This is a genomic window from Chitinibacter fontanus (genome assembly GCF_013423785.1).
Taxonomy (GTDB): domain Bacteria; phylum Pseudomonadota; class Gammaproteobacteria; order Burkholderiales; family Chitinibacteraceae; genus Chitinibacter; species Chitinibacter fontanus.
This window is the reverse complement of sequence record NZ_CP058952.1, coordinates 3545554-3569242: the sequence shown is the minus strand read 5'-3', so window position 1 is coordinate 3569242 and position 23689 is coordinate 3545554. Positions and strand designations below refer to the sequence as shown.

Here is a 23689-nt window from a genome sequence, read left to right as displayed (position 1 = left end):
CTGCAAAAATAGATGGTGGGAGTATAACTTATCAGCGCAATAGCAGCTTGCTCTGCGGCGTAATACATCGTAATTTCACTATTGTAATTTACTGGCCATATTTGGCAGGCTGCTCAGTTTGAGTTGTGCTAGTTCTCGTTGCAGCCACGCCGTAAAGTCCTTGGCGCCCATGGGTTTGGCAATAAAATACCCTTGTATTTCATCGCAGCCCATGACCGATAATGCTTGCCAGCAAGCCAGAGTTTCAACACCTTCGGCGACCACTTTCAATCCTAATATGTGCCCGAGTTCAATCATTGAGCGCACAATTGAAATACTTTCAAATGTGCTATTCATAGCCATGACGAAGGTCTGGTCAATTTTGAGCTCGTTAATTGGCATTTTGGCCAAGTAAGCGAATGAGGAATATCCGGTGCCAAAATCATCAATCGATAGTTTGATATTCAGTTGGCGAAGTCGATTGAGGTTTTTCAGCATTAAATCGGGTTGCCGCATTACCCCAGTTTCTGTGATTTCAAGGCAAAGACTTAATCGGCCTTTGAAAGTGTCAATTTGTTTGGCAATGAAATCGACAAAGTGTTCGTCCTCCACATCACCAACCCCGACATTGACCGATACACAAATATCAATCCCTTGTTCTTGCCAGAGCAGTTGTTGACGCAAGACATCTTTAATGACCCACTCGGTAATCGCTCGTAATTTGCCTGATTGCTCAGCAAATGCAATAAACAGACTTGGTGGAATCCAGCCCCGCTTGGGGTGCTGCCAGCGTACTAATGCTTCCGCACTGTGTACATTTAGGTCGGCGACCAGAATTTTGGGCTGAAATTGAACCACAAGCTGGTTTTGTTCAATTGCTTCGCGCAGGTCGCCCATCAGCGTAAATTGACTTTGGCGATCTACTTCACGGGATGGGTTGTAAATGATGCAGAATTGGCATTCTTCCTTGGCTGTGAAAATGCTGATTTCAGCTTGCCTTAGTAGTGAGTCTGCATCATTGCTGTGTTCTGGGTAGCAGCTAATACCAAAACGCATTGCCAAATTAACCCGATGGTCATCAATGATGATTGCTTCGGACAGGCAAGCTTCGATTTGCCGAATTATGCCGCTCAGCTCTTTGCTGTCTTGGTATTGAATAAGTAGCAAAAAGTCATTGCCCGAAATTCTGCCAATGTTTACTAGTGGGTGGGGTTGCAAGGAGGTAAGGCGATCCGCTACTGAGCGCAGCACATTGTCGCCTTCCGAGAAGCCAAAGCAATCATTCACGTAATGAAAATCCGCAATATTCATCATTGCCACAGCAAAATGCGGGTTTGGTTTGCTAATTTGCTGTTCTATCAATTCGATAAAACGCGTTCGATTCGGCAGCCCTGTGACTCGATCAACGAATGCCAGTTGGCGCAGTAAATGTTCGCGCGCATGTAGTGCATCACCCATCGCGTTAAATGCGGTGGCAAGGTTACCTAGTTCATCGTGAGTTTTTACCGGCATCCTTAGGTCAAACTCGCCCAAGGTGAAGCGCTGAACCGCACTGCTAAAGCGGCGTAATGGTTCGGTGAGGCGAGAAGCCAGTACCCATGAAACCAGTGAGCCAAATAGTAGCAAAGTGAGGCCAAGGGCTAGGGTTTGCAGAAATACCCGGCGTAATTGCTGTTCAACTGCACTGGAATCTAAATCGGCGCCAAGCAGATAGCGCTGACCTGTAGATGTGGTGTGAAATAGTAATAGCGAACGGAAATCACCAAAGTCATCTTTTAGCTGTCCGTAACGACTCTCTCCACTAGTCAGTACACGGTAACTTAGGTTGGCGGCATCGCGATACGGTTGATGGAAGTGGCCAAAGCGATCGGCTGCGATTTCGGTATCGGTGGCAGAGTCGGCCAAGTAAATGACTTCATTGTTTTTGAGTGCCAGCACATATAAATAGCTCATGCCTGCACTTTGGGCAAATTGCTGCAGTCGCTGCATATTAATGTGGTAGTCACCCAATAATACGGGCGGTATAGCCGTAGCTTGCTCAATATAGCCGTTGGGTAGAATGTAAGGAATGGCGCTGGCGGCGGTGAGTAATCGACCATCTAAATCAGAAAACAGGGCATTCGAAAGCTGACGATAAATACTGGCTGTCAGCGCAATGCACACCGCTAAATTGATCATGAATAAGATCAGCAGCACCTTGGTGCGGGCGCTGCGGATAATATTTAGACCAAAATAGGCGAGGCGGGAAGGCATAAACTTGGCCACCGCTAGAAGGTAGATACCTGTTTTTGTAGCTCACCTCGCCATGGAGTGCAATTGTTATGACGCGAAACTGTCTAATAATTTTCGCTTTTCGTTGGTTATGCTGTCGCTGATTCGGAAGCCAAAAGTATCGGCAATGGCAGCTTGCGGCTCAATTGCAAAGGTCATTAATTCATCGCGCCGAAAGGCATGAATGTGATGAACGGTAGAGTTTGCGGGTTGCTGTTGCAGTCGTTCGAGCAGGCTGGTGCTGGCGCGCAGACCGTCAATGGCAATAATCAGGTCGCCTGCCGATAACCCGGCTAAGCAGGCTGCTTGGCCGCGCAAGACATGGCTGATTTTGATTCCCGCTGGGTCGGAATTGTAGCGAATACCCCAGCTGGCGCTTGGGTTGGGTACGGTATTTAGCCAGCCGCCTTTGTCGTTGTTGCTACTAGCAATGCGTAGCTGTGTTTCTATGCCAAGTGTTGCAAGCAGGTTGCTGAGCGGTAGCTCGCCAGTTGAACGAATGGCCAAGTCAAAGAAGGCGCTAAGATTTAAACCAGTTACTTCACTGGCAATGGCTTCCCATTCCGTCTCACCGATGCCAAGTTGCTGAGTGTTGAATGGTTTGCCAAAGCGTAGCCAGAGGGCGCGCATGACATCATCTAGCGATTTAGCATTTTGTGTTTGTTGGCGAATATGCAAATCTAGGCACAGGGCGACTAAGGCACCTTTGGTGTAGTAGCTAACTAACTCATTAGGGCTGTTCTCGTCTTGACGGTAATACTTTACCCATGTATCAATGCTGGAGTCATTTAGAGTCTGGCGCAGACGGCCATACCCTCTCTGTGCTGCGGTTGCGGTTTGGGCGAGCAATTCTAGATAAGCCTCTGTATCAATCAGCCCTGCGCGTAGCAGTGTTAGATCGTCGTAATAAGAGGTAATGCCTTCAAAGGCCCAAAGCAAGCTGGTGTAGTTTTCCTGCTGCAATTGATAGGGTGCATAGGCAGCGGGTTTGATGCGCTTAACATTCCAGCTATGAAAATATTCATGGCTGCATAAGCCAAGAAATTGGCGATAGCCTTTGCTCAACTCGCTGTTGCCAGCAGAGGGTAAATCGTCACGATTGCAAATGAGTGCTGTGGAATTTCGATGCTCGAGCCCGCCATATCCATCGCCGACAGCAACGGTCATGAATAGATAGTTATTGAATGGTGCTGGCTCACCAAACAGGCGGATTTGGTATTCGCAGATTGGTTTTAGGTCTTGTGCTAGACGCGTTAAATCCGCCTTATGGCGTCCGGAAATAACCATGCGGTGAGGAACGCCGCAGGCTTCAAACTCAACGCTGGCAAAGTCGCTAATTTCAACGGGGCAGTCAATCAGTTCGTCATAGTTGGCGGCACAGTAGTGTCCAAAACCTGATGGATCAAGCTCTTGTGCAGGTAAGCCGGTAGCCACTTGCCAGTGTTTGTAATTGATAAAATCTTGTGCTGCGATCGTCACCTGGCAGGGGGTAGACTCTTGGCCAGCTACCGCCAGGAAAACACTGGTTCCATTAAAGAACGCACGCGTCTGATCCAGATAAGCGCCACGCACCGAGAGGTCAAAGGCGTAGACTTCATAGCGCACAGTAAGCGCCTGCTCGCAGGGAGCAAGCTGCCAGCTTGATTTATCTAGTTTATGGATTGCAACTGCTTGACCTGCGCTAGTTGCGCTGATTTGAACAATATTGCGAGCAAACTCACGGATTAAATAACTGCCGGGTATCCATGTCGGCAATTGCAGTTGTTGCCCGGCTGGGTTGGGGTGAGAAATTAGCAGCTCAACTACAAATAAGTGGGCCGCGACATCTAGAGGGGCAATGCGATAGCTTATTGTCATAATAATCAAGTGGTTGATGGTTGTGCCGCTTAGCGTTTGGGGGCTAATCCGACTTGGTTTCTGCCTGCTGCTTTAGCCTGATAGAGCGCTTGGTCAGCAGCATCGATTAGATCTTGTGCGCTCATGCCGTCCTCCAGCTGAGCAACACCGGCGCTAAATGTTGCAACAAAATGCCCATCGGCATTGGATTGAGCAAGGCCATTAAATAATACCCGTAGTTCATCGGTGCGTTGCGCGGCGCGAATTTGGGTGTGATCAGTCCAGATCAGTGCAAATTCTTCGCCGCCATAGCGACCAACTGCATCGGGGTTGGGCATTGATTGTTTTAATAGTCGGGATAGGCTCTTAATGACACGATCACCAACTGAGTGGCCGTATTGATCATTGATTAACTTGAAGTGATCGATGTCGACCATCGCGTAGGATAGTTGACGCGATTCTTTGTGGGCACGGGCAACCTCGCGCGCTAGCGACTCGACAACATTAGTATGATTGAGTAAGCCGGTAAGGCTGTCGCGCGTCATCCAGCGGCGCAAGGTGCGATAGCGTTCGGCTGTAATGCTAACTGCGGCAACGAGTTCGTCGGCATCCATGTTTTTGACCAGAAAATCGTCGCCTCCCATGCTACGTGCCATAAGCTGTTTGCCGCGATGAGTTTCGGTCGATAAAAATACGATTGGGATCGAGTCAAACTGCGCGCGCTGACGAATTAATTTGGCAATTTCATCCCCCTGACACTGAGGCATATAGACGTCCAGTAGCAAAATGTCGGGGTTGAAGCGCTCTAACCAGCCGATCACTTTAAGGGGGTCCGCTAAATGTTTGACCACCATGCCGGCCCCAGAAAGCACGGTGCTGGCCCATTTGGCAACGGTGTCAGAATCATCAACCAGTAAAACTTTGTAGGGCTGGATGTGTTCGTGCTCTTCCAGTTGGTCTAAACGGTCAATTAACGTTTGTAAATTAATTGGGTAGGAAATAAAGTCACTTACGCCTGAGCGTAAGTACTCCAACTGTTTGCCGATGTCGATGCCAAAGTTGGCCAAAAATATTGGGCCATTGAATAATTTGGTTAATAACGGCAGGCATTGGATTGCTGTCGAGTCCGTCATGCCGACTTCGTCCATGACAACGATACATGGCTTTTCGGTGTAGAGAGCCGCTAGCAGTGCACTATTGCGGTCAAATACCTGATATTCAAATCCAAAAAACTGTAACTGACGGCCTAGTTCATTGAACCCATCCAGATTGGGTGTGACGAAATAGATGAGTTTCTTTGTAAAGATCGGCATGAGTGCTCTCAGTGTTGTTCGCCAAATGCATCAATGGCAGTTAATTTTCTGCGCCATTTTTTGGTCGGGCGGCCTTTGACTTGGGGGTGATCAAATTGGGGCTGTAATGCTTTTGCAAATTGGTCTAGCTGGCGTTTCTCTTGGCTGGCCTTGCTTTCCGTGTAGAGTGCTTGTGCAATTTCGGCCGTGCGGCGCTGATCTGATAGCCCGCAGACTTCAACTTCAAAATTGCCATGTGGAGCGTGAATTTTTAGCTGGTCGCCTAATTTTAATATGCGAGCAGGTTTTGCCCGCTCACCATTCAGGTTAATATGCCCAGCATCAATAGCCGCTACAGCGATTGCACGTGTTTTAAAAAAGCGCGCAGCCCACAGCCATTTATCTAATCGAATTTTGTCTTGCAACGCATAATTCCTTTTCGCAATAAAACCATTATATATATCTGTCTTTGATTGCACATGGATAAGAAAACACTGCAGCAATTAAAACAATTGCGCAAATCGCTGCGACAGGATGCTGTTGCGGCCAAGAAACCACGAGTCCAACTGGTTGTGCCCAGTGATAAAGAGTTATTTCTGCGTGCTATGGCGGATGTTAAGCCCCTAACTATTCAGCAATTTGCGCATCCCCCTCAGCCAGTAAGTCCTTGGCCTCGGCAGCAGCGAATTGAAGATGGCTCTGTGTATGCGGATATGACGGATTTCTGGCCTTGGGACGAGCTTGCCGAGGGCGAACAATTGCATTTTAGCAGGCCAGGTATGCGCCTTGAGCAACTTAAGAGGCTAAAAAAAGGAGAGTTCGCCATTGATGGTGAGTTGGATTTGCATGGTGAAACGGTCGATTCTGCCCGTCAGCAAGTGGCACATTTTTTAGTGCAAAGCCAAGCTCGCAAATATCGCTGCGTACGAATCATTCATGGCAAGGGCTTAAGTTCAAAAGACGGCTTTCCAATTTTAAAGTTGAAACTTAAAAACTGGCTGGTTCAGCGTGATGAAGTATTGGCTTTTGTCCAAGCCAAACCATCGCAAGGTTGTGCTGGGGCGGTATTGGTATTGTTGCGAGTAGATAGGGGGCGACGATGAAGTGGTTTAATCAACAGCAGGTCAAGCTGGCTTGTTTAGTGGTTTGGGCCTTGGCCATCTGGATTGGTTCATTAATGCCTTCGCCGCCACCTGCAGTCGTTGAGAATGGCGATAAAGTACAACATTTTTTCGGTTATGCGGTGCTCGCTTGCTTGGCCTTTCGAGTTGCGCAACGCTATGCCTTGGTGTGGTTTTTTGCCGCCCTGATGGGGGTGGGGGTTGAGATTGCACAGTCATTTACCCCTTGGCGCACATTCGACATTGGCGATATGTTGGCCAATGCGCTTGGCGCTGTCATTGGTCTGCTCATTTGTCGATTTTTGGTTTGGAGAAAAATTCAGTTTCTATAATGATTCCACGCCAAGGAGGTCATTATGTCCATGAATATCCAGCAAGTTAGTGTCGAAATAGCCCGATTGCTGGCACTGTTGCCACCAGAGCAATTAGAGGCCTTATACAACCAGCTGCATACGAACGATCCGATCGTTCATATTGGAGGCGGTTTGTTCGAGCATCAGGATATGGATGACTGAGTCTTACATGCCTTGATTTAGATCGAAATTTTGGCTGTTAATATTTACCTGAGCGAATGCTTAGAATTGCATTTCATCTTGTGCAAACAAGGAATATCATAGCGTTATGACTAAGGAATAATCTCATTGATCTGACTGGGTAATTTCAAGTTTGTCGCTGGAAATGTAGTGCGTTTTAAGCTGACAACATGCCTCGAAAGCTGACTTATATCAATTTTATTTCAGGGCAAATTGCTACGATAGTTTGATGTCATTATTAGTATCGCCCGACCCAAATCGATCGGGTTGATTAATGGTAAAACACGCCAAAAGCTGTTTTGGCTCATGATGTCTAGCCGACATCGCCACAAGGAGATTCTCATGAACGCCCCAATCGATAAATCTTTGGATCAATCACAATTAGATGCTTGGCGTGGGTTTGCCGCCGGTGATTGGCAATCTAAAGTCGAAGTACGTGATTTCATCCAAGCAAACTACACCCCATATCTGGGTGATGATAGTTTCCTTGCGGGCCCAACTGAGCGAACAACTCAATTGTGGACTGAATTGTCCGTCTTGTTGAAAGAAGAGCGCAAACGCGGCGTACTGGAAGTTTCTGCTCAATTTGGTTCAACGATTACTGCACATGATGCCGGTTATATCAATAAGAACTTAGAAACAATCGTCGGTTTGCAAACCGACGCCCCACTTCGTCGTGCGATTATGCCGAACGGCGGTTTGCGGATGGTGCAGAATGGTTTGTCGGCCTATCACTTCGAGATGAATCCGCAAATCGAAGAAATTTACACCAAGTATCGTAAAGACCATAACAACGCTGTATTTGATGCGTACACGCCAGAAATTATGGCATGTCGTAGCTCCGGTGTAATTACCGGCTTGCCTGATTCGTATGGTCGCGGCCGTATTATTGGTGACTACCGTCGTGTCGCGCTGTACGGTATTGATTTCCTGATCGCCGATAAAAAACGCGAAAAAGTAGAATTGGACGATGTGCCATTTACCGAGTCGGTGATTCGCCTGCGCGAAGAATTGGCCGAACAAATCAAAGCGCTGAACGAATTGAAAATTATGGCCAAAAAGTATGGCTTTGATATCAGTCGTCCAGCTGCGACCGCACAAGAAGCGGTTCAATGGTTGTACTTCGGCTACCTTGCTGCCGTAAAAGAGCAAAACGGCGCGGCGATGTCGATTGGTCGTATCTCGACTTTCCTTGATATTTATTTTGAACGCGATATCAAAGAAGGCCGAATCGACGAAGCCCAAGCGCAAGAATACATTGATCACTTGGTGATGAAGCTACGTATCGTGCGCTTCCTGCGTACGCCAGAATATGATGATTTGTTCTCAGGTGATCCAACTTGGGTAACTGAATCAATTGGTGGTATGGGTGAAGATGGCCGCACTTTGGTTACTAAATCAAGCTTCCGTGTATTGAATACGCTGTATAACCTAGGCCCAGCACCAGAGCCTAATCTGACTGTATTGTGGTCAACGTCATTCCCGCAAGGCTTTAAAGAATTTTGCGCGAAAGTATCGATCGACACTTCTGCGATTCAATACGAAAACGATGATTTGATGCGTCCGAAATGGGGCGACGATTACGCCATTGCTTGTTGTGTATCGGCGATGCGTGTCGGTAAGCAAATGCAGTTCTTTGGTGCTCGTGTGAACTTGGCCAAAGCAATGCTTTATGCGATCAATGGTGGTGTCGACGAGAAAACCGGCAAAGTCGTAGCCAAAGGCTTTGAGCCAATCAAAGGTGACGTACTTGAGTACGACGAATTGATGGCCAAATACGATGTGATGCTCGACTGGTTGGCAAAAACCTACGTAACAGCACTCAATTCGATTCACTACATGCATGATAAATACGCATACGAGCGTATTGAAATGGCATTGCATGATCGTGACATTTTGCGCACGATGGCTTGTGGTATTGCTGGCCTTTCAGTTGCTGCTGACTCATTGTCAGCAGTTAAACACGCCAAAGTACATATCAAACGCAATGAGGCTGGTTTGGCGGTCGATTATGTGATCGACGGCGAATACCCAGCGTACGGTAATAATGATGACCGTGCAGATGACATTGCGGTATGGCTCTCAACTGCGTTTATGGAAAAAATCAAAGCGCAACCAGTGTTTTACCGTGATTCAATGCCAACTCAATCCGTTCTGACAATTACGTCAAACGTGGTGTATGGCAAGAAAACCGGTAACACGCCAGACGGCCGCCGTTCAGGCGCACCATTCTCACCGGGCGCTAACCCAATGAATGGCCGTGATACCAATGGTTTTGTTGCTGCGGGTTTCTCGGTATCGAAAATTCCTTACGAATCTGCGCTGGATGGCGTGTCGTGGACTGCTTCAATGACACCAGACGCTTTGGGGCACAATGCTGCGGATCGCGTGAAAACACTGGCCGCTTCGATTGATGGTCTGTTTGGCCCACACGGTGAAGAATGCTCAATGTGTGAAAGTGCCGACAAAGTGGATCAAAAATTGGCTGAGCTTGAAGAAGGCCCAGATCAATTGTTCCACTTAAATATGAACGTACTCAATAAAGATACGTTGATGGACGCGATGGAGCATCCAGAAAACTATCCGCAATTGACGATTCGGGTGTCAGGCTATGCAGTGAATTTTGTGAAATTGACTCGCGAACAGCAAATGGACGTGATTAACCGTACTTTCCATGCGAAGTGCTAATTTGTGATTGTGTTAGGGCAATATCTCAAAAGGGTATTGCCCTATAAGTCACTCCAGTAATGACTTGTGGTTGTATACCCAAAAGGAAATCCAAGTGGCGCAATTATTTCACCTCAATATGAATGTATTGAACAAAGAAACACTGGAAGATGCGATGGCGAATCCGGATAAATATCCGCAATTAACTGTACGCGTGTCTGGTTATGCTGTGAATTTTGTCAAACTAACTCGTGAACAACAATTGGATGTCATTAATCGCACCTTCCATGAAAAGTGCTAATTAAGCCTCAAGTATTCACGCAAACGGATCGCCAGGCTTGCCCTGCGATCCGTTTTTATTTTTAATCGCTCTATTACGCTCACTCATAAAGATTGCGGGCGATCACCATTACCCTCTCTGGATACAACCATGGCTTTGAACCAAGCAAAACCGGCTGGCGAGATCGTGCCTGCGGCCTTTGATGCCGACGGCAAACAAATTGGATATATACATTCGATTGAAACCGGCGCTGCCGTGGATGGCCCTGGTATGCGTTTTGCGCTGTTTGTGAGCGGCTGTCAATTTCGCTGCCTGTATTGCCACAATCCAGACACTTGGAAATTGCACACCGGCAAGCCATGGACGGTTGATGCCATCGTGACCGAGATCGCCAAATACGCCAGCTTTCTGCGCGTAGCTGGCGGTTTGACGATTTCAGGTGGCGAACCCTTGATGCAGGCGCATTTTATTGGCGAAATTTTCCGCCGTGCCAAGCAAGAGCTTAGAATCCATACGGCGCTTGATACGCAGGGGTTTCTGGCTGCGCATTTACCGGATGAGTATTTCGATAATATCGATCTGGTTTTGCTCGATATTAAGCAAATGAATTCAGAAAAATACGAAGCTTTAACTGGAAAACCTTTGCAACCTACGCTCGATTTTGCCGAGCGACTGTTCAAAATGGGTAAAAAAATCTGGTTGCGCTACGTGCTAGTGCCAGGCTGGTCGGATGACGAGGCTGATGTGCAGCTACTTGCTGATTATCTCGCCAAAATGAATCAGGCCTATCCGAATGTATTGGAGCGGGTTGAGGTGCTGCCATTTCATAAAATGGGCGAGAATAAATGGGAAGAACTGGGCTTGAAATATGAGCTAGGCGATACCAGGCCACCGAGCAATGAAGTCGTGCATCGCGTGCGTGAGCAGTTTAGAGCGAAGGGGATTTTCTGCTGTTAAGGCGGTGGTCTAGCAGAGTCGCCACACAAACGACTCGGAATGTGGTGGAGTATTGCCCTATAGCTATTGGCTAATATGGCCTGCAAGTAAATACTCTAATAAAAAACCTCGCCAAGGCGAGGTTTTTTTTATTGTTAGAACTAAATTTGGCTTATTTATCGCTCAAAGCCTCTACGCCTGGCAAAGCCTTGCCTTCGAGGAATTCAAGAGATGCGCCGCCGCCGGTTGAAACGTGGCTTACTTTGTCTTCTAAGCCCGCTTTTTCAACCGCGGCTACCGAGTCACCACCACCTACGACAGTGATCGCGCCATTGGCGGTTGCGTCAACCAATGCGTGAGCTACAGCAAATGTGCCTTCAGCAGACGCATCAATTTCAAACACGCCCATTGGGCCATTCCACAGAACGGTTTTCGCCGATTTGATGATGTCTGCGTAGGCTGCGCGCGTTGCCGAACCAATATCCACGCCTTCTTGATCGGCTGGGATTGCAGTAGATTGAACTTCTACCAAGCCATCCAAAGTACGAGCATCAAAATTCAGTGCGCGCGTTACCATGGTGTCGCTTGGCAATACGAGTTTGTCGCCAGCTTGCGCCATCAAGTCGCGTGCCAAGTCCACTTTGTCGTTCTCGCACAATGATTTGCCGATCTCAAAGCCTTGCGCTTTCAAGAAAGTAAATGCCATGCCGCCACCGATGATCAGCTTGTCTACTTTTGGTAGCAAAGCCTGAATCACATCGATTTTGCCAGAGATTTTTGAGCCGCCAATGATGGCAACCAGTGGGCGAACTGGCTTGTTGACCGCTTCACCGAGGAAGTCGAGTTCTTTTTTCAGCAGGTAGCCAGCTGCGCGTGGCAATTCAACACCGACCATTGATGAATGGGCGCGGTGAGCTGTACCAAATGCATCATTAACAAATACGTCGCCCAATTTTGACAAGCTGGCGCGGAATGCGGCCACTTTGGCTGGATCTGCTTTGACTGAGTTGCCATCAGCGTCTTTTGCTTTGCCTTCTTCTTCAATATGGAAACGGACGTTTTCCAGCAATACAACCTGACCAGCCACTAAGTTGGCGCAAGCGGCTTCAACTTCAGCGCCAACGCAATCAGCTAGGAAGGTCACTGGGCTGCCGAGCAGCTCTTGCAGGCGAGTAGCAACTGGTGCCAAGCTGTATTTCTCTACTTTTTGGCCATTTGGACGACCTAAGTGCGACATCAGCACGACTGAGGCGCCTTGTGCGAGGGCATAGCGTATCGTCGGCAGAGCGGCACGAATACGTTTATCGCTTTCCACCACGCCATTTTTGACTGGCACGTTAAAGTCAACACGAATCAATACACGTTTGCCTGCTAGATCGAGATCTTCAATAAACAGCTTAGCCATAGAATCCCCAAAAAATGGTGAAGTGAACAAAAGCCAATTGTACCGTGTCTGCTGACTTTGAAGCTGACGCGGATTAAAGTTTCTGCAGAGTTTTTTGCAAACTTGAGGCAAAAAAACCTGAATGCGAAAAATTACCCAGCAAAATCCTCTATCATAGCCAGCACCTGTATTATTTAGCCTTGAGGCACTGTATGCCCCGATTTTATGCGGAACCCGATTTCTCCCACGCCAACCCCAGTAAAATTGGCGTGCTATTGGTCAACCTTGGTTCACCCGACGCGCCCACCGCTAAAGCGGTGCGCCCTTATCTGAAGCAGTTTCTATCCGATCCACGCGTGGTTGAAATTCCAAAGCCCATTTGGTGGTGCATTTTGAACGTCATTATTTTGAATGTGCGCCCAAAGAAAAGCGCTGCCAAATACGCCAGTATCTGGACTAAAGAAGGCTCTCCGTTGCGCGTATGGACCGAAAAACAAGCCAAGCTGGTCAAAGGCACCTTGGGTGAGCAATTTAAAGGCGAACTCGTGGTCGACTATGCGATGCGCTATGGCAATCCATCGATTGAACAGCAAATTCTAAAAATGAAAGCGCAAAACTGTCAGCATCTGGTCGTGGTGCCCATGTACCCACAGTATGCCGCCAGTACGAGCGCCAGCGTGTTTGACGAAGTTGCCCGTGTATTGCAAAAAAGCCGTTTCCAGCCTGCTTTGCGCGTTATGGCGCCGTTTTATGATGAGGCTGCTTATATTGAGGCGCTTGCGCACGGTGTGCGCGAGCATTGGCGTGTAAATGGTCGGGGTGAGCATCTTCTAATGAGTTTTCACGGAGTACCTAAATACACATTAGAAAAGGGCGATCCATATCATTGCCATGCCTACAAAACTGGTCGCTTGCTGGCGGAAAATTTAGGCTTGGTAGCGGGGCAATATACCGTTGCGTTCCAGTCGCGTTTTGGAAAGGCAGAGTGGCTGCAGCCGTATACAAGTGACGTGCTGCATAAGCTGGCAAAACAAAAAATACCAAGGCTAGATGTGATATGCCCCGGTTTTGTTGCCGATTGTCTGGAAACGTTAGAGGAGATCGCCATGGAGGGGCGTGACGACTATCTTGCTGCTGGTGGCGCTCAGTATAGTTATATTCCCTGCTTAAATGATCAGGAGCAGTGGATTTCTGGGCTTTCGACGCTGATTTCTCGTGAGCTGACAGGTTGGCTGACAAACGGTAAATGTAGTAAAAATGAGAAATCTGTTCTAGAACAAAGAGATGCAAGGTTCAGGTCTTTAGGCTTACAAAAATGAACTTGGGCTTTGGCGAAATTAACGCTACACTCTGCGGTAAGTTTATTCTTACAAAAAAGGGGAACCCCAATGGCGACTCGTTTATTCTTGGCCGAGGATGACCTCATCCTCGCTGATGCGCTTAAAACCAGCTTGTCTCAAGCAGAATTTCAATGTGACTGTGTCAATGATGGTGCATTGGCACTGCAAATTTTGCTGCACAATGATTATGATGCCGTAGTTTTAGATATTGGCCTGCCAAACATGGACGGCTTAACAGTATTGCGGAATGTTCGTCAGCACAAGCCATCGCTGCCTATTTTGATTCTGACTGCTTTGGATGGTCTGGATGAGCGTGTTGCCGGTTTAGATGCGGGCGCAGATGATTATCTGACTAAGCCATTTGAATTCTCTGAGCTGGAAGCACGTCTGCGCGCGCTGTTGCGTCGCAGTCAGATTCTGCCGCAATCGGTACAGCAATTGGGAAATTTGCGTCTGGATCGCGCAGGTCAGCGTGCATGGTGCAATGACTCTCCGCTCGATTTGTCTGCTCGTGAGTTGACCGTACTCGAGATCTTGATGTCAAACATCGATCGCGTGGTAACCAAAGAGCAGATCGTCAGCGAATTGGGCAACGAAAACGCTGAAGTGGGCTTGAACGCGATTGAAGTTTACGTTCACCGCCTGCGTAAAAAGCTAGAGCCATGCGGTGTCGTTATCCGCACTATCCGTGGCTTGGGCTACCTGCTTGAAAAACAACAACCATTGGCTGCGGATGCAAGTAACTAAGCGCTCTTTACAGCGTCAGATCCTGTTATGGACCGTGCTGCCCTTGCTGGCCTTATGGCTAGCAGGGGCAGCTGTCATTTATCAGGTGTCTTTTCACTTTGTAAATGAACGTAGTGACGCTTATCTGTCTCGTTTTGCCGCCAGCTTAGCTCAGCAAGTTGCGGAAGGCGCCAAAGCCAAGCACCCAGTTTCGGCGCTTGATATTGAAACTAGGGCGCAATTATTGCTCAAAACCGCGCAGGAAGGGCAGGTGAGCTATGCGCTTAGCACTAGTGACGGGCAGATTAATATTGGTGTGCCACGTCAGCCTTTGGTGTTTGACGGCTCGACTGCCAATAATTTGGCGAGCCATGCTTTTTCGAGCGTGATGCACCGTGAGCAGTCACATCGCTTGATGCGTGCCTATTTCCCTGGAAATCCAAATCTGCAGCAGCCCGCGGTATGGGTTGAAGTAAGTAAAAATCTAACCGAGCAGACGCAATCTTTACATCAGTACATGTACCGCATGGCGTTGCCGCTAGTATTGATGATGGGCATAGTGAGTGTGCTGATCTGGTACGGCGTAAAAAATACGCTACGTCCTCTTATTTCGCTCAAGCAGATGGTGGAAACGCGACAAGCACAGGATTTGTCGCCGCTCTCGCTGGCGGATGCGCCTGAAGAAATTGATGCATTGTCGAATGCCTTGAACCAATTGCTGGCAAGTACCGAGGAAAGTATCAATCGGCAACGTCGATTTATTGCCGATGCAGCCCATCAACTCCGTACGCCTTTGGCGGGTTTGAAATCGCAAACCGAATTGGCTATGCGTGAAAATAGCCCCGAGGGTTTGCGTGACCGCCTGAATATGGTGCACACCAGTGCCACGCGTAGTATTCACTTGGTTAATCAGTTGCTGACTCTGGCCAGATCTGAGCCAGGTAGTTTAAATGGCATTCCAAAAGTGAAAATGGATTTAGCCCGTTTAGTCCGTGATTTGACGGGTGAGTTGGTGCCGCGCGCCTTAGCAGCCAGAATTGACTTGGGTTGTGATTGCTTGGTGCAAGAGGCGTGGATTGAAGGTAATTCGGCGCTATTGCGTGAGCTGTTTATTAATCTGGTTGAAAATGCCATTAAGTATATTCCGAGAGATGGTAGCGTGACTGTGCGTTTAACAGAAACCCCTACCCAGTATGTTGTTGATGTGGAAGATAACGGTGAGGGTATTCCTGATGCGGATAAGCAGCGCGTGTTTGAGCGCTTTTTCCGGCGCGAACAAACGGGTAATGGTTGCGGCTTAGGGATGGCGATTGTGCGCGAGATCGTCGAGCGCCATAGCGGTACGGTTGAATTGCTCGATGCGGTGCCACATGGTTTGATTGTGCATGTGGTATTGCCGAAAAACCTAATCAGTTCCTAGTCTGCAACCTAATACGGCTATGGTGTACGAGATAAAAAAGCCACTCAGTTGAGTGGCTTTTTTATATTCCCAATGATGCCTTAAAACAGTCGGGCAAGCAGGGCGCTGGCGTATTGCTCAGCGAGTGGGATTTGTACCTGAATCCCGTTACCAGGTGCTACGGTAATTTCTTTGCCGTTTTTATCTCGCATGGCTTCGATTTTGACTTCGATATTGCCGCTTGGATGAATTACTTCCAGTGTATCGCCCAGTGAGAATTTGTTTTTAACCTCAATCCGCGCCCAACCGGCTTCGTTGGCGATAATTTCGCCGACAAACTGGCTGCGTTTGGCCTTTGAATGGCCGTCGAGATAATTTTGCGCTTCATGCGTGTAGTGGCGCTGATAGAAGCCATCGGTATAGCCACGATTGGCCAAGCCATCCAAATCCGCCAACAACGCAGGATTAAACGGGCGGCCAGCTACTGCGTCGTCAATTGCTCGGCGATATACCTGTGCAGTCCGTGCAACGTAATATAGCGATTTGGTGCGGCCTTCAATCTTTAGCGAATCAACACCCATTTTGACCAAGCGCTCGATATGCTGCACCGCGCGCAGGTCTTTACTATTCATGATGTAAGTGCCGTGCTCATCTTCCATGATCGGCATCAACTCACCAGGGCGATTGCCTTCCTCGATTAGATAAGTTTTGTCGGCCAATGGGTGACGCTCGGCACCGCCACAAGCTGCAAAGCTTTGATTGCCTTCAGACATCGCTTTGTTGAAGTCAAACTGGATGACCTGAGTTTTGGTCTGTACGTCGCCAGCATCATCTTCAACGGTGTCGTGCGTTTTGTAATCCCAGCGGCAGGCATTAGTGCAAGTGCCTTGATTGGGGTCACGGTGATTAAAATAACCAGATAGCAGGCAGCGGCCGGAATAAGCAATGCATAAAGCGCCGTGCACAAATACTTCCAGCTCGGTATCTGGACAGAGCTGGCGAATCTCTTCGATCTCATCGAGACTCAATTCACGCGACAAAATCACGCGCTCAAGACCGAGCGATTTCCAAAATTTGACGCCAGCATAATTGACGGTATTGGCTTGCACCGAGAGGTGAATGACTTGCTCTGGCCATTTCTCGCGCACCATCATAATCAAACCGGGGTCGGCCATAATTAGCGCATCCGGTTTCATCGCGATCACCGGCTCCATATCAGCCAGATATGTTTTCACTTTTGAGTTGTGCGGCAAGATATTGCTCGCCACAAAAAATTTCTTGCCGCGCGCATGGGCTTCTTCGATGCCGAGTGCGATTTCTTCCAGACCAAATTCATTATTACGCGCGCGCAAGCTATAGCGCGGCTGCCCAGCATAGACTGCATCGGCACCAAAATCATACGCAGCGCGCATCCGGTCGAGCGTACCGGCAGGAAGGAGTAGTTCAGGGGCTTTTAACATTGTGTGTTCCAAATAAAAAACCCCGCAAACTTCGGCGAGGTTGAGCGGCCAACCGAAGTAGGCCATGAGTTCGATCATTAGATCAATGAGTTAGCGTAATTATATCAAAACCACTCGGGGTAAAACCAGTATTTCCTTACTTTTTATAAGGATAAATTTGGATAGTTTTTCTGCAAGCACTGCGCCATCACTAAGCCGGCATCCCAAGTCATCTCGGGCAAGCGCGCCAGCACCTGTTGTGGGCTCAAGCATAAAAACTGCGCCACCTCGCCATCTTGATTAATTGGCTTAATCGCGGCGTTTAAATGTAGATCGTAGCAATACAAAATTTCATCATGCGTACCGTCAATTTCGTTGCGCGTGCTGCGCGCCATGCCGGTAAATTGAGCTTGCTGGGCGAGTGGGGTAGGAATGCCTGCTTCTTCAAATAATTCACGTACCACGCAAGCCTCTACTGACTCATTATGGGGTATGCCGCCAGCAGCCAGGTTATCCAATTTGTTCGGGTCTATACCCTTGCTACTGGTGCGTTGCCCTAACCAGATATTTCCATCGCTGCGCAAGCCGTTGATGTGTGCGGCGCGGCTACACAGGCCAAAACGACGAAAAGCACCGCGCTCCAGCGTAAATAAAGTTTTACTTGTATCTAGCTCACCCGTATCGCTCAGCGGGTGCACCGCATAGAGCTCATTGCGCCAAACCTTGATGAGTCCTAGTTCCCGTAAGTGCAATGCGGCCGCCCCCAAAATATGGGCCGTTTCAGACAGCGAGGCATTGACCCGTACACCTGAGCCAGCCGCTTCAAAGCAGGCGTCAAAGCGCTGCAAAATATCGACGACGTTGGGCTCGAGCCATCCTAATGGCTGATCTAGCAGGATCAAGCGGCGCAGATGTGACGCATCAAACTGCGGTTGCTGTGCCAAATAAGCGGCTATGGCGGTTTGTGAAACAGACATAATCATTGATTTTCCAAGTTAGTCCTGTGTCAAGGCTGCGGTAGTCGGTTTAATTTTGCTACAATCGCGCCACGACACGCATTCAGCATTTATGCCACGGAGCACGATAATGACCAAGATTCGCCAAGACGATCTGATCGCTAGTATCGCAGATAGCCTGCAATACATCAGCTACTACCATCCGAAAGACTACATCCAAGCCCTGGGCAAAGCCTACGAGGCGGAAGAAAGCCCGGCTGCGAAAGACGCCATTGCACAAATTCTAACCAATAGCCGCATGTGCGCTGAAGGCCATCGCCCGATTTGCCAAGATACCGGCATTGTGACGGTGTTCGTGCGCGTGGGTATGGATGTGCAGTGGGAAGGCGCGACCATGAGCGTGACGGACATGATCAACGAAGGCGTGCGCCGTGCGTACTTGCACCCAGATAACAAGTTACGCGCGTCGATCTTGATGGATCCTGCTGGTGGTCGTAAAAACACCAAAGACAATACGCCTGCGGTGATTCACTATGAAATCGTGCCGGGCTGTACGGTCGATATCGATATTGCGGCCAAAGGCGGCGGTTCGGAAAATAAAACCAAATTCGTGATGCTCAATCCTTCCGATTCAATCGTTGATTGGGTATTAAAAACTGTGCCATTGATGGGCGCAGGCTGGTGCCCTCCCGGCATGCTCGGCATCGGCATCGGCGGTACCGCTGAGAAAGCGATGGTGATGGCCAAAGAAGCGTTGATGGAAGAAATCGACATTCACGAGCTGATCGCGCGCGGCCCGCAAAATCGCGTCGAAGAGTTACGCATCGAGTTATATGAAAAAGTAAATGCACTTGGTATTGGCGCACAAGGTTTGGGCGGCTTGGCGACGGTGCTGGATGTGAAGATCAAAGATTACCCAACACATGCAGCTAGCCTGCCGGTGGCAATGATCCCAAATTGCGCGGCAACGCGGCACGTGCATTTCACGCTTGATGGCTCAGGCCCAGCCGAGCTCGAAGTGCCAAAACTGGAAGATTGGCCAGATGTAACCTGGACGCCATCGGCTGCAGCAACTCGAGTTGATTTGAACAATGTAACGCGCGAAGAAGTCGCCAGCTGGAAGCCAGGTCAGACTTTATTGCTGAACGGTAAAATGTTGACTGGGCGCGATGCGGCACACAAGCGCATGGTAGAAATGCTCAATAAAGGCGAAAAACTGCCGGTCGATTTCGCTGGCCGCTTTATCTATTACGTGGGCCCTGTTGATCCTGTGCGTGAAGAAGTGGTGGGTCCAGCTGGCCCAACAACCGCAACGCGGATGGATAAATTTACCGATCAAGTACTCGAGCAAACCGGTTTGCTCGGTATGATCGGCAAAGCCGAACGCGGCCCGGCTGCCTGTGAGTCGATCAAAAAGCATCAATCGGTGTATTTGATGGCGGTCGGTGGCGCTGCGTATCTGGTGTCTAAAGCGATCAAAGGCAGCCGAGTGGTTGGTTTTGAAGACTTGGGGATGGAAGCAATTTACGAGTTTGACGTGGTTGACATGCCAGTGACGGTGGCAGTGGACTCGTCTGGCACTTCGGTGCACGCGATTGCGCCAAAAGAATGGCAAGCCAAAATCGGCAAGATTCCAGTCGCCAGCGTTTAAGTCCGTGTCAGTACAAAAGCCCGGTCTTTGGCCGGGCTTTTGTGTCTTGATCTGTTCGGAAAGTGGCGATTGTTGTTGTGGTTTTTGGGGTTGAAGTAATGGTTAAGCGCTTCAATTTAATGGCATTTTGGGCTTTTTGTTGCCATTGTACTAAGGCTCTGTAATAATGCTCGGCTTTTTTCGGGTCAGCCCATTTGGCTGGCGATTATTGTTTTGATGGCTTGCCCACCCATCGTTGCGCGGTCGATTGCGCACAAAGTGGCAAGACCTTCTAGCCCAGGGGGTATTGGATTATGTCCAATCTGGCTACAGCAGCAGAAGCTTGTAAAGAGATTCTGGCGCTGGATTTAACAACACCACTACCTGTTGCCGCTTATTTTGATGAAAAACTGTATCAACTAGAGCTTGAGCAACTGTTTGCCAAAGGGCCGCGTTACGTTGGTCACGAGTTGATGGTACCCAATCAGGGTGATTATCATGTGCTCGAAGCTGATGATGGTGCGCGCTATCTCAAACGTACCGATCAGGGCGTGAAAGTTTTTTCCAATATTTGTCGTCACCGCCAAGCTAGCATGCTTACCGGGCGCGGTAATGCGAGCCACACCGTTTGCCCTTTGCACCGTTGGACTTACGATCAGCATGGTCAATTGCTGGGGGCGCCACATTTTCCGGCTAATCCCTGCCTGCATTTACCGGAAACCGAGTTAACCCAATGGAATGGCCTGTTGTTTGAAAATAATGGGCGTGACATTGAAGGGGATTTGAAAAATCTTGGCGTACGCAAAGATCTCGATTTTTCTAAATATGTCTTGCACAGCGTGCAGGTGGATGAGTATCAGGGAAACTGGAAAACTTTTATTGAAGTCTATCTTGAAGACTATCACGTTGTGCCATTTCACCCTGGGCTGGGTAAATTTGTCGAATGTAATGAGCTGAACTGGGAGTTTGGCGATTGGTATTCAGTGCAAACTGTTGGCGTGCACAATGCCTTGGCTCGGCCAGGCTCGAAAACTTATGAGGCGTGGTCAAGTCAGGTTAAGCGCTACGATCAGGGCAAAATGCCCAAGCATGGCGCGATCTGGCTAACTTATTATCCGAATATCACTGTAGAGTGGTATCCGCACACGCTGGTAATCTCGACGATTATTCCGACGGGTCCACGTAGTTACAAGAATGTGGTGGAGTTTTACTACCCGGAAGATATTGCGTTCTTTGAGCCCGAGTTTGTGGCCGCAGAACAAGCTGCTTATGCCGAAACTGCTGTTGAAGACATTGAGATTATTAATCGCATGGAAGCGGGGCGCTTGGCTTTGTATAAAGCCGGCCGCAATGAAGTTGGGCCATATCAAAGCCCAATGGAAGATGGGATGCGACATTTTCATCAGTTCTTACGTCGAGAAATGGGCGACGCAATAAATAGCTTGGAAAAGTAAGCTAAAAAGGCAGCGATAGCTGCCTTTATTATTTTGGTATATGTATTTTATTCAGATTCAGCACGGGGTGTGTGGCAATACGCCACCAGGGTATTAATGAAACAATTCATTTTGCGTTGCAACCAGTCTGGTCCATTTTGGATGGTGTTGGCAGGCATGGCATTTGCGGTGATGGGTATGTTTGTGAAGTTGGGTAGCCAGCATTTTTCTACTGCTGAGTTGGTATTTTATCGCTGTGGCGCAGGTCTGCTGGGTATTGGTGCGGTGGTCTGGTGGCAAGGAAAGTCGATCCGACTGGATCGTATTGGACTCAAATTGCATTTAAGTCGTAGTGTTTCAGGTTTTGTCGCGCTGATGCTGTATTTTTATGCGATTGGGCATTTGCCATTGGCTACGGCAGTCACACTCAATTACACCTCGCCGATTTTTTTTGTGTTGGTGGTGACAGTGCATCAGCAGCGCTGGCCTAGTAGCCAGCAGTTACTGAGCGTGCTGCTGGGGTTTGTTGGCGTAGTATTGCTCTTGAGGCCCACGCTTAGTAGCGAGCAATGGCTTGCTGGGGTGCTTGGGTTAGGTTCTGGTATTTTGGCAAGTGTTGCATATTTAAATGTCAGTGAATTGGGGAAGTACGGTGAGCCGGAGTGGAGAACTGTGTTTTATTTTTCGCTGGTTTCAACTGTAGGTGCTGGTTGCTGGATGTTGCTGCAACCGCAAAGCTTGCATTGGCCCAGTTGGTCGCAAGGGCTGGTGTTGCTTTGTATGGGAGCGGCCGCCACGCTGGCACAATTGTGTATGACCAGAGCGTATCGAAAAGGTCGCTCCTTGGTGGTGGTTAGCTTGGCGTACTTAACCGTGGCATTTTCTACTTTATTTTCTGGCCTTATCTGGGGGGATGCAATTTCGCTGGTCTCCCTTATCGGTATGTTGTTGATTGTCGTGGCTGGAATCTGGGGTGGTGCTACCAGGCTGCAACGTAGTTAAGAAGCATATTTGCCGACGGTGACGTTCCAGTTAGAATGCATGGATCGGAGAAAAAAATGCGCTTTTTGATTAGTAATGACGACGGATATTTCGCCCCTGGGATTGCTGCTCTGGCAATGACATTGGGTGAGGAGGGTGATGCACTGGTTTGTGCGCCTGAACGCGATCGTAGCGGTGCGAGTAACTCGTTAACCTTGGATCGGCCTTTGCAGGTGCGAGTGTCGCCTTCCGGTTTTCATTACGTTAATGGCACTCCGACCGACTGCGTTCATTTGGCTGCCACTGGCTTAATGGAAACACCGCCCGATATGGTGATTTCAGGGATTAATCATGGCCCCAATATGGGCGACGACACCATTTATTCGGGGACGGTTGCTGCTGCGACTGAAGGCTATTTGCTGGGCATTCCTTCGATTGCGATTTCTTTAGCCTCACGCAACCCCGTCCATTTTGAGACTGCGGCCAAGGTGGCGCGTGAACTGGTGCAGCGTTTTAGGCGTGCGCCGTTTCGTGAGCCTGTGCTGCTTAATGTAAATGTTCCTGATGTTCCATATGAGCAGCTCAAAGGTGTTTTAGTGACGCGGCTTGGGCGTAGACATAAATCAGCCTCGGTGATCCGCAGTCAAAACCCTCGAGGTGATACGATTTGGTGGGTGGGGCCGATTGGTGAAATCGCTGATGCGAGTGAAGGTACTGATTTTGATGCCATCGAGCGTGGCTATGTGTCGATAACGCCCTTATCGGTTGATTTGACAGCATATCCGCAGCTGGATGCGATTAATCGCTGGATGCAATCATGATTAGCGCCGGCACGGGAATGACCTCCGCGCGCACCAGATCACGCTTGGTGGAGCGTTTGCGTTCACAGGGGATTAGTCACGAGCAAGTCTTGAGTATCATCGGTCAAGTGCCTAGGCACGAATTTATTGATGAAGCATTGTCGCATAAGGCTTACGACGACACCTCTTTGCCGATAGGTTTTGGGCAAACAATTTCGCAGCCGTATATTGTGGCACGGATGAGTGAGTTGGCTGCGATGGTTGCTGAGCGGCACGTTGCGCTGGAAATTGGAACTGGTTGTGGCTACCAAACCATTGTGCTGAGCAAGTTGTTCAAAACAGTGCATTCGATTGAGCGAATCGGCGGTTTGGTGCGCAATACCCGCGAGCGATTGAGTCGCTTGGGCGTGCATAATGCCCGCCTCCGCCATGCAGATGGGAGCTTGGGTTTGCCTGATCTGGCCCCTTTCAATGTCATCCTAATTACTGCTGCGGCACCAATCGTGCCAGAAAATTTAATTGATCAGTTGTCAGACGGTGGTCGTTTAATCTTTCCTGTGGGTACTCAGGAGCAGGAATTGCGCATGATTGAGCGCAAAGGTAGCGATTTTCTGGAAAGTCGGCTGGAGAAGGTCAATTTTGTACCGTTATTGCCTGGGTTGGGATAATTTATTCTGATTTAAGAC

General features: G+C 48.8%; 20 protein-coding genes and 1 pseudogene. 14 read left to right on the top strand and 7 right to left on the bottom strand.

Annotated features, from left to right (window positions below; genetic code table 11):
* Window positions 1–78 precede the first annotated feature (78 nt).
* From HZU75_RS16925 to HZU75_RS16910, 4 genes are all read right to left on the bottom strand, one after another.
* Window positions 79–2232: a putative bifunctional diguanylate cyclase/phosphodiesterase gene (locus tag HZU75_RS16925; protein ID WP_180307136.1), complete on the bottom strand. Its 2154-nt coding sequence runs from the start codon at window positions 2230–2232 to the stop codon at window positions 79–81.
* A 66-nt stretch (window positions 2233–2298) separates the two neighbouring features.
* A complete protein-coding gene (locus HZU75_RS16920; RefSeq protein ID WP_180307135.1) occupies window positions 2299–4107 on the bottom strand; it encodes a M61 family metallopeptidase in 1809 nt (602 codons plus the stop codon).
* 29 nt (window positions 4108–4136) lie between these two features.
* The gene (locus tag HZU75_RS16915) at window positions 4137–5399 is read right to left on the bottom strand and encodes a diguanylate cyclase (RefSeq protein WP_180307134.1); all 1263 of its coding nucleotides are present in this window, start codon (window positions 5397–5399) and stop codon (window positions 4137–4139) included.
* Between the two features lie 8 nt (window positions 5400–5407).
* Entirely contained in the window at window positions 5408–5803 is a 396-nt protein-coding gene (locus HZU75_RS16910; protein ID WP_180307133.1) for an RNA-binding S4 domain-containing protein, read from the bottom strand.
* Window positions 5804–5857: 54 nt separating this feature from the next.
* On the opposite strand from HZU75_RS16910, the gene HZU75_RS16905 reads away from it, so the two are divergent.
* The 6 genes and pseudogenes from HZU75_RS16905 (at window position 5858) to pflA (ending at window position 10936) form a co-directional block, all read left to right on the top strand.
* Window positions 5858–6481 (top strand): Smr/MutS family protein, encoded by a 624-nt coding sequence (locus HZU75_RS16905; protein WP_180307132.1) that lies wholly within the window; start codon window positions 5858–5860, stop codon window positions 6479–6481.
* Window positions 6478–6831, top strand: a complete 354-nt coding sequence (locus tag HZU75_RS16900; RefSeq protein ID WP_180307131.1) for a VanZ family protein — start codon at window positions 6478–6480, stop codon at window positions 6829–6831. The genes HZU75_RS16905 and HZU75_RS16900 overlap by 4 nt, the downstream gene beginning before the upstream one ends.
* A 24-nt stretch (window positions 6832–6855) precedes the next feature.
* Window positions 6856–7014 (top strand): hypothetical protein, encoded by a 159-nt coding sequence (locus HZU75_RS16895; RefSeq protein WP_180307130.1) that lies wholly within the window; start codon window positions 6856–6858, stop codon window positions 7012–7014.
* 360 nt (window positions 7015–7374) lie between these two features.
* Window positions 7375–9720, top strand: coding sequence for a formate C-acetyltransferase (pflB, locus tag HZU75_RS16890; RefSeq protein WP_180307129.1), 2346 nt, complete (start codon window positions 7375–7377; stop codon window positions 9718–9720).
* Window positions 9721–9829: 109 nt separating this feature from the next.
* Window positions 9830–10000, top strand: a pseudogene (locus HZU75_RS16885) (glycine radical domain-containing protein); the annotation flags it as partial.
* Window positions 10001–10129: 129 nt separating this feature from the next.
* Window positions 10130–10936 carry a pyruvate formate-lyase-activating protein gene (pflA, locus tag HZU75_RS16880; protein WP_180307128.1) on the top strand — a complete coding sequence of 269 codons (807 nt, stop codon included), beginning with the start codon at window positions 10130–10132 and terminating at the stop codon, window positions 10934–10936.
* Between the two features lie 151 nt (window positions 10937–11087).
* Here the strand turns inward: pflA and HZU75_RS16875 are convergent, their stop codons facing one another.
* Window positions 11088–12320 carry a phosphoglycerate kinase gene (locus HZU75_RS16875; RefSeq protein ID WP_180307127.1) on the bottom strand — a complete coding sequence of 411 codons (1233 nt, stop codon included), beginning with the start codon at window positions 12318–12320 and terminating at the stop codon, window positions 11088–11090.
* Window positions 12321–12511: 191 nt separating this feature from the next.
* On the opposite strand from HZU75_RS16875, the gene hemH reads away from it, so the two are divergent.
* From hemH to HZU75_RS16860, 3 genes are all read left to right on the top strand, one after another.
* Window positions 12512–13618 carry a ferrochelatase gene (hemH, locus tag HZU75_RS16870; RefSeq protein ID WP_180307126.1) on the top strand — a complete coding sequence of 369 codons (1107 nt, stop codon included), beginning with the start codon at window positions 12512–12514 and terminating at the stop codon, window positions 13616–13618.
* A gap of 69 nt (window positions 13619–13687) precedes the next feature.
* Complete coding sequence (locus HZU75_RS16865; protein WP_157314757.1) at window positions 13688–14386, top strand: response regulator transcription factor; 699 nt, start codon at window positions 13688–13690, stop codon at window positions 14384–14386.
* Window positions 14346–15785, top strand: coding sequence for a sensor histidine kinase (locus tag HZU75_RS16860; protein ID WP_180307125.1), 1440 nt, complete (start codon window positions 14346–14348; stop codon window positions 15783–15785). The genes HZU75_RS16865 and HZU75_RS16860 overlap by 41 nt, the downstream gene beginning before the upstream one ends.
* 80 nt (window positions 15786–15865) lie before the next feature.
* Here the strand turns inward: HZU75_RS16860 and trhP are convergent, their stop codons facing one another.
* Both trhP and HZU75_RS16850 read right to left on the bottom strand, forming a co-directional pair.
* Entirely contained in the window at window positions 15866–17224 is a 1359-nt protein-coding gene (trhP, locus tag HZU75_RS16855) for a prephenate-dependent tRNA uridine(34) hydroxylase TrhP (protein WP_180307124.1), read from the bottom strand.
* A gap of 143 nt (window positions 17225–17367) precedes the next feature.
* Entirely contained in the window at window positions 17368–18186 is an 819-nt protein-coding gene (locus HZU75_RS16850) for an NUDIX hydrolase (RefSeq protein WP_180307123.1), read from the bottom strand.
* Between the two features lie 103 nt (window positions 18187–18289).
* On the opposite strand from HZU75_RS16850, the gene HZU75_RS16845 reads away from it, so the two are divergent.
* The 5 genes from HZU75_RS16845 (at window position 18290) to HZU75_RS16825 (ending at window position 23671) form a co-directional block, all read left to right on the top strand.
* Window positions 18290–19810, top strand: a complete 1521-nt coding sequence (locus HZU75_RS16845) for a fumarate hydratase (protein WP_180307122.1) — start codon at window positions 18290–18292, stop codon at window positions 19808–19810.
* Between the two features lie 293 nt (window positions 19811–20103).
* The gene (locus HZU75_RS16840; RefSeq protein WP_180307121.1) at window positions 20104–21243 is read left to right on the top strand and encodes an aromatic ring-hydroxylating oxygenase subunit alpha; all 1140 of its coding nucleotides are present in this window, start codon (window positions 20104–20106) and stop codon (window positions 21241–21243) included.
* 96 nt (window positions 21244–21339) lie between these two features.
* Window positions 21340–22224 (top strand): DMT family transporter, encoded by an 885-nt coding sequence (locus HZU75_RS16835; RefSeq protein WP_228028122.1) that lies wholly within the window; start codon window positions 21340–21342, stop codon window positions 22222–22224.
* 56 nt (window positions 22225–22280) lie between these two features.
* Window positions 22281–23024, top strand: a complete 744-nt coding sequence (gene surE / locus HZU75_RS16830; protein ID WP_180307120.1) for a 5'/3'-nucleotidase SurE — start codon at window positions 22281–22283, stop codon at window positions 23022–23024.
* Window positions 23021–23671: a protein-L-isoaspartate(D-aspartate) O-methyltransferase gene (locus HZU75_RS16825; protein WP_265575733.1), complete on the top strand. Its 651-nt coding sequence runs from the start codon at window positions 23021–23023 to the stop codon at window positions 23669–23671. The genes surE and HZU75_RS16825 overlap by 4 nt, the downstream gene beginning before the upstream one ends.
* The last annotated feature ends 18 nt before the right edge of the window (window positions 23672–23689 follow it).